This is a genomic window from Butyrivibrio sp. AE2015 (genome assembly GCF_000420825.1).
GTDB lineage: Bacteria > Bacillota > Clostridia > Lachnospirales > Lachnospiraceae > Butyrivibrio.
In genome coordinates, this window is the sequence record NZ_ATVR01000002.1 from 131965 (window position 1) to 145434 (window position 13470).

At 41.3% G+C, this 13470-nt stretch carries 9 protein-coding genes; 1 reads left to right on the forward strand and 8 read right to left on the reverse strand.

What is annotated here, in order from left to right; translation table 11 throughout:
* Positions 1 to 2: 2 nt before the first annotated feature.
* The 7 genes from G585_RS0101665 to G585_RS16760 form a co-directional block, all read right to left on the reverse strand.
* Positions 3 to 962 carry an ABC transporter permease gene (locus tag G585_RS0101665; protein WP_022772524.1) on the reverse strand — a complete coding sequence of 320 codons (960 nt, stop codon included), beginning with the start codon at positions 960 to 962 and terminating at the stop codon, positions 3 to 5.
* A gap of 28 nt (positions 963 to 990) precedes the next feature.
* Positions 991 to 2703 carry a peptide ABC transporter substrate-binding protein gene (locus G585_RS0101670; protein ID WP_022772526.1) on the reverse strand — a complete coding sequence of 571 codons (1713 nt, stop codon included), beginning with the start codon at positions 2701 to 2703 and terminating at the stop codon, positions 991 to 993.
* Between the two features lie 55 nt (positions 2704 to 2758).
* Entirely contained in the window at positions 2759 to 3910 is a 1152-nt protein-coding gene (locus G585_RS0101675; protein ID WP_022772527.1) for a M20/M25/M40 family metallo-hydrolase, read from the reverse strand.
* A gap of 21 nt (positions 3911 to 3931) precedes the next feature.
* On the reverse strand, positions 3932 to 4969 hold the full coding sequence (locus G585_RS0101680) for a M28 family peptidase (RefSeq protein WP_022772529.1): 1038 nt from the start codon (positions 4967 to 4969) through the stop codon (positions 3932 to 3934).
* Between the two features lie 158 nt (positions 4970 to 5127).
* Positions 5128 to 6906, reverse strand: a complete 1779-nt coding sequence (locus G585_RS0101685) for an ABC transporter ATP-binding protein (RefSeq protein ID WP_022772530.1) — start codon at positions 6904 to 6906, stop codon at positions 5128 to 5130.
* A gap of 11 nt (positions 6907 to 6917) precedes the next feature.
* Positions 6918 to 8654: an ABC transporter ATP-binding protein gene (locus tag G585_RS0101690; RefSeq protein ID WP_022772532.1), complete on the reverse strand. Its 1737-nt coding sequence runs from the start codon at positions 8652 to 8654 to the stop codon at positions 6918 to 6920.
* A 60-nt stretch (positions 8655 to 8714) separates the two neighbouring features.
* Positions 8715 to 9950 carry a glutathione S-transferase C-terminal domain-containing protein gene (locus tag G585_RS16760; protein WP_022772533.1) on the reverse strand — a complete coding sequence of 412 codons (1236 nt, stop codon included), beginning with the start codon at positions 9948 to 9950 and terminating at the stop codon, positions 8715 to 8717.
* A gap of 214 nt (positions 9951 to 10164) precedes the next feature.
* On the opposite strand from G585_RS16760, the gene G585_RS0101700 reads away from it, so the two are divergent.
* Positions 10165 to 10998, forward strand: a complete 834-nt coding sequence (locus G585_RS0101700; protein WP_022772534.1) for a TrmH family RNA methyltransferase — start codon at positions 10165 to 10167, stop codon at positions 10996 to 10998.
* Here G585_RS0101700 and G585_RS16765 read toward each other — a convergent pair.
* Entirely contained in the window at positions 10988 to 13456 is a 2469-nt protein-coding gene (locus G585_RS16765) for an adenosine deaminase (RefSeq protein ID WP_022772536.1), read from the reverse strand. The genes G585_RS0101700 and G585_RS16765 overlap by 11 nt on opposite strands.
* Positions 13457 to 13470: the final 14 nt, after the last annotated feature.

Genomic DNA, 13470 nt, shown 5'->3' on the forward strand with positions numbered 1-13470 from the left:
TGTTATTTTGCAAGTCTTACTCTTGGATCAATTACGCTATAGAGCAGGTCCACCAGCAGCATACTAAATACAATAAAGATTGAATAAAATACCGTAAGGCCCATCGTCATGGTATAATCTCTGGCTGTTATGCTGTTTACCAGGTATTTTCCAAGTCCGGGAATTGCGAACTGGCTCTCAATAATATATGATCCTGTCACAACCCCTCCGATCATTCTTCCAAGTACGGTTATAACCGGCATCATTGCATTTCTGACTTCATGCTTCCAGATGATCTGCTGCCTTGATATTCCCTTTGCCTTGGCCGTCCTTATGTAATCCTGATTTATCACGTCAAGCATCGATGTTCTCATAAGCCTTGCAAGAGAGGCTACGGTCCCCATTCCCAGAACAAAGCTGGGAATGATGGTATACCGGAAGCTCTGCCATCTTGCAATTGGGAAAAGCTGATAATCTGTATGAAAAGTGGCCTTTACCCAACCGGATAATCCAAGTCCAAGAATTGTCTGAAGAATAGTACCTAGAACAAAGCTGGGAATTGAAATACCTATAATTGCTGTAATAGTTGAAATATGGTCTATGGGTTTATTCCTATGTAGTGCTGCCTCAATTCCCAAAAGGATGCCTGCTATTGTTCCAAAGATAAGCGCCCTTATTCCAAGATCTGCAGATACAGGAAAAGCAGTAAGGATTATTTCAGTCACGCTCCTGTATCCGTTTGACATTGACACTCCAAAATCGCCATGAAGTATGTTCCAGACATAGGTCAGATACTGTTTATAAAGAGGCTTATCCATTCCGTATTTTTCCATCAGTACCGCCAGTGTCTCAGCCGACATACTGTCATTGTTTCCGGAAAAAGGCGTACCCGGAATGGCATGCATCAGGAAGAATGTCGCAGTCATGACAACAAATATCGTTGCAAAGGCGAGAATTATTCTTTTTATGATATATCTGCGCATGTGTGATCACCTCAAAGCTTTATGTCTATCAGTTAACAGTTGCATAGTAAAGATCAAGATAAGGAACTACTGCTCTTCTTAATACTCCTCCTACACGGTTTGATACAGAATAGTAATGGCCTGTGTAATAAAGAGGTGTGATTGCTTCTTCCTCAAGAAGTATTTTCTCTGCTTCTCCAAGGAATTTCACTCTCTCTGTAAGATCTGTGCTGTAAGTTGCATCATGATATGCCTTATTGAAATCCTCATTTATGAACAATGCAGGATTAGCAGAGCTGTCTCTCTCATAACCTCCAAGGAAGTTTGTGGCATCATCCCAGTCAGCTCCCCAGCTTGCAAGGTAAAGATCATACTCAAAGGCGTTTCTTCTGGTTCTTACTGCACTACTGTCAGAAGTTTCAACTTCAACATTTATTCCAAGATTTTCTGAGAGAAGCTGCTGGATAGCTCCTGATACTGCAATAAACTCATCAGTGTTTGTTGTAAGGATTGTAATTGTGATATCTTTAGGATCACTTAGGCCAAGTTCATCAATTCCTTTTTGCAAAAGAGCTTTTGCATTGTCTACATCATAGCTGTAATCAAGTGTTGGACCAACAATTTCTCTGAAAGATTTGCTACCATCACCGGCAAGACCAACCGGAATAAATCCATCTGCAGGAGAACCTACATGAAGCACTCCGTTTACAAGAGCATCTCTGTCAATCGCTGCTGAAATTGCCTGTCTAATATATTTATTTCCAAGATAGTCGTTTGTGAGATTGTAATAGAGGTAAGCCGTTCTGCCATTGTTGTAAGTCTGAGCTGTATAGCCTGCTCCCTCAATTGCAGATAGTCTCTGGTAAGAGAAGTCAACCACATCAAGCTCACCATTTAAGAACAGGTTAACCTGAGTTGCCTCATCTGGAATTACATAAACATTTACCTGATCGTACTGGATATTATCTGCATTCCAGTAATACTCATTCTTTTTAAACACCAGAAGATTGTCATGCTCCCAGGAATCAATATAAAATGGTCCGTTACTGATTGAGTACTCTGCCTCAGTTCCGATATTCTCTACCCCAACCTCATTTGAAAACTCTCTGTCATAACCAAAGTGCATAGGATGTGTAATAAGATATGGGAAGTAAGTAACAGGATATTCGAGATCAAATACCAGTGTCTTGTCATCAACTGCAGTAACTCCAAGGGTCGAAACATCTGCTTCGCCTGTATAAATAGCTCTTGCATTCTTTATCTCATACAGGAAATCTGCAAAACTAAGCTGTGCTGTGCCATCAAGCATTGCCCCAATCGCATATACCCAGTCATCTGCTGTAACGGGTTCACCATTACTCCAGCCGCTATCTCTGAGTTTAAATGTCCACTGTGTGTAATCATCATTGTGCTCATAGCTCTCGGCAAGACCATCCCCAAGTTTGCCATCTGCATATCTTGTAAGGCCTTCTCGTAAGAGTCCGTTTGTGACCATGAGACTGTCACCGATAGCATCAAAAGTAAATGTAGGGTCTGATGAAATTGCTATGTTAATCGCCTTTACCCCATTCTCGGTACTCTGCGCTTGAGTAGATGCCGCATCAGAAGGTGCTGCTGAATCTGTGGAAACCGCATTGGCCGCAGGCGCTGACTCGTTGCCTGTCTCAGGACCTGACTCATATGTTCCGCATGCTGTCAGAGCGCTAAAGCTCAGTGCTGTTGTTACAATCAAAGCAAATGTCTTATTAATTATTTTTTTCATAAGCTACTCCTCTTCTTTTCTGATCACATTGTTAATCTGTAACTATTATTGATACTTAATCTATTTCCGACCTTCCCAGCCATGTTGTAAGCTCTGCCACCTTCACAAGTTCGTCAACACAGGTATATTCGTTTGTTGTGTGAACTTCATGCATAGCACTTGCAATCACAAGCCCTTCTATCCCGTGTCTGGCAAAATTGTTCTGATCACTTCCCCCATAGGTCTCTACAAGCTCACCATCAACTGACAAGGTCTTCAAACAGGCTTTTTTAAACCTGCTGACAGCAACGCTGTTTTGTGATGTTCTATAACTTTCTATCTGGATCGTGGCTTCTACCTCTGCCTGTCCTTTATATGCAGCTGCTGCATCCTCAAACGCTTTTCTTACAAGTTCTACCTGGTTCAAGGCTTCCTCATGAACAAGGCTTCTGACTTCTCCTGTTATCTCCACATATTCAGGGACACTGTTTCTTTGGGTTCCTCCCTTTATGGTCCCGATATTAAGTGTGGTATTATCTGACGCCCATCCATTTTTCAGACTGCTTATTGCCTGCGCTGCAATGGCAATGGCATGTATTCCATCCTGAGGACAAAAGCCTGCATGTGCACTTTTGCCTGTAACCTTTATAAGCAGTGATATAATGGTCGGCGCTGCAAAAGCTGCTCTTCCAAGCGGGCCGCTAAGATCGAGTACAAAAGCCGTTTTTGACTTTACATTAGCGTAATCAAACACTCTGCTTCCCTGTCCATAGGGTTCTTCAGCTATAGGGAAAAGAACTTCTATCTCCGGGTGTGGAATATCATCCTCCTTAAATACCCTAAGCATCTCCAGAATTGCCACAAGACCACCGACGTCATCAGCTCCAAGAACTGTGTCTCCTTCAGAAGTTATCTTTCCATCATCATGGATAAGTGCCTTCTTACCGATCCCTGGTTTTACCGTGTCCATATGGGCTGAAAAAAGAATTGGTTCTCCAGCTCCTGTTGCCGGAATCCTTGCAAATATATTCCCTGCGTTTTCAGGATTTTTATCTATGATCTTCTCACCCGCAAGTATTTCAAAAGCCTCATCTTCTCTGGCTTCTATTCCTAAGTGCCTTAGCTGTGAAAGGATATAGTCAGCAATTTTTCTCTCGTGATATGATTCAGAGTCAAAAGAGACCATTTTTGTAAATTCATCAACTACTCTTTTTTTGTTTACCGGCATTTTTCCTCCTTTCTCACCTATTTAAAAATGAAACTCTGATATCTTTTCTTCCTTTATTGCAGGCAGCTCTGACTGTGCGCTTCTGGATGGACTGAAATACTCTATCAGATCATCTCTTAATTTTTCAGGTATTACCCTTGGTATCGGGAAAACAATTGAATTTGCCAGTCTGTCAACAATCCTTATAAGAAATCCCGCTTCTTTTTCCAGAATCTTTCCAAGCTCTTTCTCATGTCTTTTAACAAATGCTTTTGAGCCTTGAAGTCCTGTTTCTTCTGATCCAAACCAGACTGTATAAACAGTTCTTTTTCCCGGATGATCCTTAAGGTGCTCAAGAAGTGATAAAATTTCTACCGTTCCGGCTCCGTTATCCCATGAGCCTTTTGAAAACGGAACGCTGTCGTAATGAGCTCCGGCCACCAGGATCTCCTCGGGATATTCAGTTCCCTGAACTTTTACCAGAAGGTTTTGAGATTCTACTTTTTCTTCCTTCAGTGAAAGTGTTACTCTCACTTTTTGTGGATATGACTTAAGTAGTTCTACTGCATCTATCATTCTTATCGTGAATGCAGGGACAGCCCCGATATCCAGTAGATTATCTCTGAACCTTACGGTTTCCAGGTCGCTGTTCTCATAAGTGTCTCTGATGGTTCCACTTGTGGTTATGTATGAAACAATTCCTGCTTCCTTAAGCTTTCTATAGGTCTTAGGTGAAAGTCTGTCATGGATAAGAACAACTTTGCCTTTTATTCTGCCAAGGCTCACGTCATCAAATGAACTTAAGTAGTAAAGCTCTGCTGTGATTCCTTCCTCAGGAGTACTGCTGCTGTCTATAACTCCGGTAACCGAAAAAGATCTCTCCTCGCCATTTTCATATATAGCTGTAAGCGTAGCTTTCTTTGGAACCTTTCTGGTATATTCAAAGGTTTCCACTTCTGGTTCGAATCCTATCTTCCTTATTTCTTTTTCAAGAAAAGAAGCTACCTCTTTCTCTTTATCTGTTCCGCTTGGTCTGGAAAAACTGATTGCTGAAAGACGTTCATATATTTTGAGTGACATTTTGTTTTCCCCCTTGCTTTTATTGATTGCTATTATGCCCTCTAGTGCACTGTATTGTAAAACACACGTATCTTATAGGTGGGTATAAGCTTTTTTTATCAGACAAAAAAACGGATACAGGCAAAATCCTGCATCCGCTCTTCCAATTTCATATTCTTTTATTCAAACTGACTTGCGTAAAGCTTGTAATATACACCTTTTCTTTCCATAAGGGATTCATGATTTCCCTGCTCAACTACATCCCCATGTTCCATAACAAGAATATTATCAGCATTTCTTATGGTAGAAAGCCTGTGGGCAATGATAAAACAGGTTTTTCCAACCATGAGGTTTCTCATGGCTGCCTGAACTTTCCTCTCTGTAGCTGTGTCAACATTACTTGTGGCCTCATCAAGTATAAGCATACTGGTGTCATATAACATAGCTCTTGCAATAGTGATCAGCTGCTTCTGGCCCTTACTGATGTTGCCTCCATCTTCCCCTATAACTGTATTATAGCCCTTGGGGAGTCTCATAATATAGTTGTGTATATGAGCAGCCTTTGCTGCTTCTGTAACTTCTTCAATGGTTGCATTCTCTTTTCCATAGGCTATATTGTCAAAAATAGTTCCATTAAATACCCATGTATCCTGAAGGACCATTGAATAACTCTTCCTAAGGCTCTCCATTGTGTATAGCTTTGAATCTTTCTCGTCAACAAGGATACAGCCATTTTGAGGATCATAAAACCGCATGAGAAGATTTATCATTGTAGTTTTCCCGGCACCTGTGTGACCAACAATAGCTATTGTTTCTCCGGGATCTGCCTTCATGCTAAAGTCATTTATGATGGTCTTGTTCTTGATATATCCGAACTTCACATCCCTTGCTTCCACAAATCCCTTTGCTTCATTTAAAGTAATGGCTCCCTCTTTGTCTTTTACTTCCTCAACTTCGTCGAGTAGCTGAAAAACACGCTCTGCCGCCGCAAGCGCACTGAAGATTTCATTTACTATGTTGGAAATCTCATTTATTGGTCCGCTAAACTTCCTGCTATAGAGGATAAAGCTTGATATCTGCCCAAGACCAACGATTCCGTTCATGTAAAGCAGGGCGCCTCCAAGGCCAATTGCAGAAAGTCCAATGTTGTTGATAAGGCCCACAGTTGGTCCCATTGTCATGCCCAGACCGTCAGCGTCACGGTACGCTTCGGCTGCATTTCTGTTTATTTCCTCAAACCTTTCACAGACATAATCCTCATGAGCATAAGAAAGTATTGTCTTTTGTCCGGTAAACATTTCCTCCGCAAAGCCGTTCATCTCGCCGTAGGCAAGGCTGCGCACCCTATATAGTGGTCTGGTCTTTTTGCTCATATACCTTGTAAAAAGAACTGACGCAGGTATTGTAAATGCCATGCACAGCACAAGTGGCGCTGAAATAAAGCACATCATTGTAAAACTACCAACCACTGTCACAATACTGGTAAGGATCTGTACCACATCAGATGATAAGCTGGTGCACACGACATCAATGTCGTATGAGACACGGCTTATGATATCTCCTGCAAAATGCTTGTCAAAATAACTTACAGGAAGTTCCATGAGCTTATTAAAAACATCCTGCCTCATATTCCTTGCAACATATCTTCCAACGCGCATCATTCCAATATTCACACAAAAACTAAGGATATTACTCCCGACATATGCCAGTAGCATCAAAAGTCCATAGTGAATAACCCGCGTAAGGTCCACATTTCCTGCCCCTTTACTGGCTTCAGTTATTGCTTTTCCTGCAAAATCAGGTCCCAAAAGATTCCCTATGTTACTGGTAAAAGCACAGATGAGCAAAATAAGTACAATGAAGATATATCGAAACATATATCTGAGCAATCGTCTTAAAGTTTTTCTCGGATTTTTTGGTTTTTGTTTTTCTCTACCTCTGTCTCCAGGTCCCGGCATCGTAAGCTCCTTTATGTAGTCTGCATCTCATATGTTTCTCTATATGCGCTGCAGCTTTCCATAAGCTGCTTATGAGTTCCAAGCCCAATACATTTCCCGTTATCCATGACCATTATCTTGTCCATTCCCATAACGCTGCTGACTCTCTGCGCGATCAGTATCAATGTGCTTTCCTTATGATTTTCTTTAATTGCCTTTCTCATGGCAGAATCTGTTTTGTAGTCAAGTGCACTGGAACTGTCATCAAGTACCAATATCTGCGGTCTTCCTGCCAAAGCCCTTGCAACGAGAAGTCTTTGTTTTTGCCCACCTGACAGATTAGCTCCCTTAATATCAGCCTGATATTCAAGGCCCTTATCGAGAGCATTTATATATTCATCCGCCAAAGCATCCTTTATGGCCTTAGCTATCTCATCTTTTGAAATATTTCTTCCAAAATCTATATTGTTATAAAGCGAATCCTTAAAGATCATGTCATTCTGGAACACCGCACCAAATTTAGATCTAAGCTCATCTTTGTCAAAAGAGCTGATGCTTTTCCCATCAATTCTGATACTTCCTTCATCAGGGTCATAGAACCTCATTAGCAGATTTATTATTGTAGTCTTACCACATCCGGTTGGCCCTATTATTCCAAGACTCTCCCCTTTTTTCAGTGAAAAGCTGATATTATCAAGAGCCTTTTCTCTTTTTCCACCTGCAAACCCATTATCCGTATTCAGCTCTTTTCCATAAGAAAAGCTCACATTTTCAAAACTAATGAAATCATCACCTTCTGCAGGTTCTTTATCTGTCTTTATCCAGTCGTCATTACCCTTTAGTACGTCGTCAATTCTATCTGCGCTGGCACTTGCCTTTGACAAACTCATGAATATTCGGTTAAGTCCCATCACTCCCATGGTGATCATGTTGAAATAAGTTAAAAAAGCCAGAATAATTCCGGGCTGCATAAGGCCGTCATTAACTCTTTTTGCTCCGAATATAACAACAAGCGTAAGTCCAACGTTAAGACATAACTGCATAAAAGGTCCCGGAATCGCCATTACAGTTCCCGCTCTTATATCACTTTTCGCCATTTCTTCATTGGCTCTGGAAAATCTTCTTTTCTCATAGTCCGCTTTACTTAAGGCTTTCACAACGCGAATTCCTGTTATGTTTTCTCTCATGATACGAACTACAGAATCAAGTCTTTGCTGAACTTTTGTGTATATAGGGATTCCCTTAAGAGAAACGATGAGCACAACCCCAATCAGAAAAGGGAGCATTACAATAAGAATCATGGCCAAATGGAAATCCATGAAAAGAGTCATGATAACTCCGCCAAGAAGCATCATAGGTGCTCTTACACAGAGACTTTGAAGCTGTTGAACTGCAGATTGAACATTATAGCTGTCAGAAGTCATTCTGCTGATAAGACTGGGAAGAGTAAATTCATCGAAGCTGTCGCCGGATAGATTTGCAGTCTTTTTAAAAAGATCGCCCCTTACATCATAGCTCACCTTGTGGGCATTATAGATTGCTTTCCTATTAGCCATCACGTTAAACTGCCTGCAAAAAATAGAAGCAGCAAACATAATTAACCCCCATATGACCACCTGCACAAGATCTTTGGAGGGAACCACATAATCTATCATGTACTCAAGAATATATGGAAGTGAAAGCTCTGACATAGTTCCTATGAGCTTTATGAATATAGCCGCAAAAACAGCCACTTTATACTTTTTCATATACCTGAATATCAGCTTCATCTTACACCCCCATACCATTATTATGCCTTCTTGAATATTTTATTCAAGAAGGCATTTTTATCAGGCGTTCTTTAATTTTCCTTTTATAGGATTTATCGTAGCATCAAATTCAGGTCTGTAGTTAGTTGGTTCTCTGTCATCCCATGATGGTGAATTCCAGATAGTTTCAGAAATCTCTGACTGGTAATCCTCAGGAGTTTCTCCCTCAGGGTGCTTTAAGAAAAGATTGTCCGGATCCGCTGAAAGTTTTGCTCTCTCATGGTCTGTCTTCCAGATTTCCTCAAAAGGAATAAGCGGAACAATCCTTGACTCATATCCCTTAAAGAAGCCTCTGTCACCTCCTATGCCGCGACCTTCTCTGAAGAATGTGTACTTGGCAAATGTAGGAATTGAGTATAGCTCTCTTAAGTAACCCCAAATATTTTTATATTCCGTGATTCTCTTTTTCATCGGTCCAATTGATCTGAAATATCCTGTTTCCCATCTTACAAGAGATACATATGCTCTGATGTCAGAGTCAGTAATATAATCACCAAAGATAAAGCGGTTTGTCTCAAGTCTCTTATCGAGCTTTTCAAGTGAATCGAAGAAATCTTCATAGCCCTCGTTATAAGCCTCCCATGACACGCCAAAGGCCATGCGGTAATGACCATTGTTGATGTGTGGGAAAAGCCAGTCATTAAATTCATCGATTTCTTTTCTATATTTCTTTGGATAAAGGTCAGGCGCATCTACAGGCTGGAACTTTCTAAACTGCACCTCAATGTAGTTAGACAGTCTGTGATAATCATTGTTTACAGCCTTTTTCTCCTTGATGTCTACAAAGGTTGGAGTCGTTGCTCTGCCCTTGTAATCAGGATTAGCATTTTTATAAAACTCTGAAAGGAAATGCACACCTGTTATAGGATCCTTATAGTCTTTCTGATCCGCAAATCCATGGCCGTAAACATTAGTCTGTCCGGAATGGCTTGTTGTCTGATCCCTGATCACATCCTGAAGGCCTAAAAGATCTCTTGCAATAACAGGTCTGTTTGACCAATTGCAGCCATGGGCCCAATAGATTGCGTATCTGCCATCCTCTGCCTTAAACTCACCCTCCTTATCTCCAAATGGGACAATAAAGGAATTAGGCTGTCTCACAAATACGCCTCTCTCATTGGTTTCATCACGCTGTTCATTTGGTCTTGGTGCAAGACCACCGGCCTGTCTTGCAAACTCTTCAGCAAGCTCATCAGTATATCCGTTAACGTCCTGCTTTGCCGGATTTGAATAATTGACTGTGCAACTGTTACTCATTTTCACGCTCCTCCTTACTTGTACTGTCTCGTTTCTGTGTTGGTTAAATGCTAATACGGTATGAGGAGTCTGTAAAAGACACTAATCTTATAGGCAAATATAAATTTTTCTTATACCGGTGAAAATGTAGTTTGCCTGTCCTTTATTTCTCTTGTAACTAATTTAGTAATTTGCTATGGTTGAAACATCATCAAAAATAAGAAATGAGGATTCTATGTCTTCCAGTTTTATTTCTATCACAAACTTAAATACTCCTGATCTTCGCGTTTATCATGAATACTCCGAGAATCAGTTATTCCACATAAATGAACCAGACCTTGGGATATTTATTGCAGAGAGTCCCAAAGTTATCGGCCGGGCACTTGATGCAGGCTATGAGCCAATATCTCTTTTGCTGGAAAAAGATCAGACGGAAAAAGAGGCAGAGGAAATCATAGAGAGAATCACCAGTAGATTCGATGTTCCGGTATACGTTGCTGAATCTGAAGTTTTGACACAGATCACAGGTTTTCACCTTACAAGGGGCGTGCTCTGCGCTATGAGGAGAAAAGAGCTGCCATCCGTAGCTGATGTATGTCAAAAGGCCAGAAGAGTTGCAGTTCTTGAAAATGTTACCAACCCAACAAATCTCGGCGCCATTGTAAGAAGTGCTGCTGCCCTTGGTATGGACGCAGTTCTTTTCACCCATGGCTGCACTGATCCGCTGTACAGGCGTGCTGCCAGAGTCAGCATGGGAACTGTATTCCAGGTGCCTTGGACTTTTTTACCTGAGGGAAAAGAGTTTGAGAGCTTAAGAGAGCTTGGATTTAAGAGCGTCGCAATGGCACTTAGAAACGACACTAAGGATATCAGCGATGATGAGCTCCAAAGTACAGATAAACTGGCCATTTTCCTTGGTGCTGAAGGCGACGGGCTTTTACCAGAAACAATAAGCGCCTGCGACTATTGCGTTAAGATTCCAATGGCACATGGCGTTGATTCTCTTAACGTTGCAGCCGCAAGCGCTGTAGCTTTTTGGGTATTATCTGCTGCGATGATTACTGTTTGATGGAATTCACCAGATCTTTTTGAATATCATTTAAAAGATCCACAATGTTTACTTCATCTCCAAAAGTAAACACATATCCATGAAGGGATTTAGCTTTCTGCATCAGGTTTTTGGAGTGTTCCCAAACAAAGATTGCAGACTTACCCTTGCCATTTTTCGCTTCCTGAATGAGATTTGCAGCAGCACTGTTGCCATCAAAGGCAATTACTGCAGATGGCCTGCGTTCAAATATCTCGTAGTTGAAGCTCTTATATATTCCCATTCCCTGAGCTTCCGGCGATACTCTTACCTGTACTCCGGTGGCTTTTATTTTATCTATTTCTTTTTTATCCATCAGTGAAGGAACAACACAGTATATCCTGAATTCCTTCTTGTTATGATTTATCAGGTACTTTTCATACCCGGCCAATTTGTGTCCGATAACAAAGCACACCTCTTCAGGATTTAAGTATTCCATCAGAGAATCCATCTGCTCTGCTGCCTTTTTGCTGACCTTGGTCGCTCTGCTCTCAGTGTTAAAGCTTCCCCCAATAAGCACAACCGGGAATCTGTCCCATGTGATCTCGCTGATCTGTTCTTTTAATTCCTGATTAGAATCCAGTTTTGGCTCTTTTTTGGTCTTGCCTTTTGAAATCCTAACGGTCTGCATTTTTTCCAAAAGAACTTCTTCCATGTCTCTGTCTTTTATGAGATCAGCAAAGAAAGCTTTCTTTAAAGAATATGCTTCCTGGGCTTCTTTTATTATCTGTGTCTCAGCATCTTTCATGAGCTGAAGCTCAGCATCAGACAGTCCCAGCATTTTAGCCAGTGACAACTGCTCATCGATCGATGATGTTCCGTACAAAGCCGCTCCATCAGTACCCTGAACGCATCGTATTCCCTGTTTCAGGTACTGCTTAAGAGGATGATGCTCCAATGAATTTAAGTTATTAAGGCGCACATTACTTGTGATCTGGAATTCAAGAACAACGTTATTTTCCTTAAGCTGCTTTAACACCTCTTTTCCTTTCTTGGAAGAAGGACTGTAGGTGTAAAGACCATGTCCAAGGCGCATCCTTGGCATCTTTTGGCCCGGAGCAAGGGAATCTTTTACGCAGGCAATGCTGTGAGCGATATTATCTTTCTGGCTGTCGTTTTCTCCCGCATGGACTCTTATAACAAAGCTAGGGTCCTTGGCTGCAATCTTTACGATTTCCTGGAATGCAGGTTTTAGCGTGATTATGTCATTTATCTCTTCACCGACAAAATCGCATCCTGCGACATATGGATCAAGTGCTGTAGCTTTCAAAACCTCAAGGTTCTGTTCAATGTAATCAGACGGAGTCACTGCATCTTTTACAATGGTCAGAGGAATTCTACGCATAGCTGCCAGGAACCTGATCATTACGCCGGTTTCACGGTAAATATGAGGCATAACCTCATGAACCTGCCTTAGCATTTCAAGTGACTCGTATTTTTTAACAAGGGTTGTATCACTTATCTCTGCATAGTAAACGCCCTGTGCTTTATAATTTCTTGCTATCCACAGGAGTTTATCCTGAAAGATTGTATTTTTACAGTAATAAACATTTTCCTTATCCGTAAGCATCTGCTTCAGATAAGCTTTTACGTCTGCATCGGGGATCTGATCCACGCTGTGCAGATTTATCTTTTCCTCGCTCTCTTTTCCTTTGCAAAAGACATAACGATAAAGGTAGACTTTCTCAAGATTTGTAAATACCGCCTGCCCATCCTTAATAACAGCAAGGGATCCACGGATCTTGACTATGTTCATCTCTGCATTATCAAGGTTGTTAAGGATAAGATCTGCAAAATTTATAAAGGTATTGTCATCAATTCGTCTGTTGAGGTACTTGCCCTGAAGTCCTGAAGACACAAACTGCCTGGCAACCTTTTCTCTCTGAATATTGGCTTTATCCCATTGAGCCTGAGTAAGCTTAAGATCGAGCTTTTTTACATAATAAAGAGGATATCTTATCTGATGGGCTATTCCCAAAGCGATGAGAACGTCACCCGGAAGATTACCATTCATATGCGTGTGAAGATCCGCGCGGAACTTAAGATCCTTGCGAACCCTGGTCTTGAATATAGTCTTGTCCAGTTCCAGCTTAAAATCTTTTGTCTGACTCATAAGAGTCTTGGCAATTGCAGGTATGGTTGCCTTAACAACGACCTGACCATCCGGATAGATACTTGCTATCTCTGTTCCGCCAAGCATGAAGACATAGCTCTCTGAATTGCAGGAATCCACAAAGCAAGGGACTTCGCCGCGGATGACAAGCATGTCATTATCTCCCTTTGAAAGAGGAAGTTTGCATATGCTTGCAAGGTTTCGAATCAGATTCCCTGTGCCATGATTGGGCGTTGTCAGTACGTAGTACATCTTACCCAGGTCTTTGTACAGGTTTACGATTATATCTTTTTCATTATCTAAAAAGAAACATGTGAAATATGTCATAAATTAATCCTCAA

Coding starts and splice junctions, on each gene's coding strand:
- G585_RS16760 (WP_022772533.1), bottom strand. CDS start 9,950: ATGAGTAACAGTTGCACAGTCAATTATTCAAATCCGGCAAAGCAGGAC.
- G585_RS0101675 (WP_022772527.1), bottom strand. CDS start 3,910: ATGCCGGTAAACAAAAAAAGAGTAGTTGATGAATTTACAAAAATGGTC.
- G585_RS0101680 (WP_022772529.1), bottom strand. CDS start 4,969: ATGTCACTCAAAATATATGAACGTCTTTCAGCAATCAGTTTTTCCAGA.
- G585_RS0101670 (WP_022772526.1), bottom strand. CDS start 2,703: ATGAAAAAAATAATTAATAAGACATTTGCTTTGATTGTAACAACAGCA.
- G585_RS16765 (WP_022772536.1), bottom strand. CDS start 13,456: ATGACATATTTCACATGTTTCTTTTTAGATAATGAAAAAGATATAATC.
- G585_RS0101685 (WP_022772530.1), bottom strand. CDS start 6,906: ATGCCGGGACCTGGAGACAGAGGTAGAGAAAAACAAAAACCAAAAAAT.
- G585_RS0101665 (WP_022772524.1), bottom strand. CDS start 962: ATGCGCAGATATATCATAAAAAGAATAATTCTCGCCTTTGCAACGATA.
- G585_RS0101700 (WP_022772534.1), top strand. CDS start 10,165: ATGTCTTCCAGTTTTATTTCTATCACAAACTTAAATACTCCTGATCTT.
- G585_RS0101690 (WP_022772532.1), bottom strand. CDS start 8,654: ATGAAGCTGATATTCAGGTATATGAAAAAGTATAAAGTGGCTGTTTTT.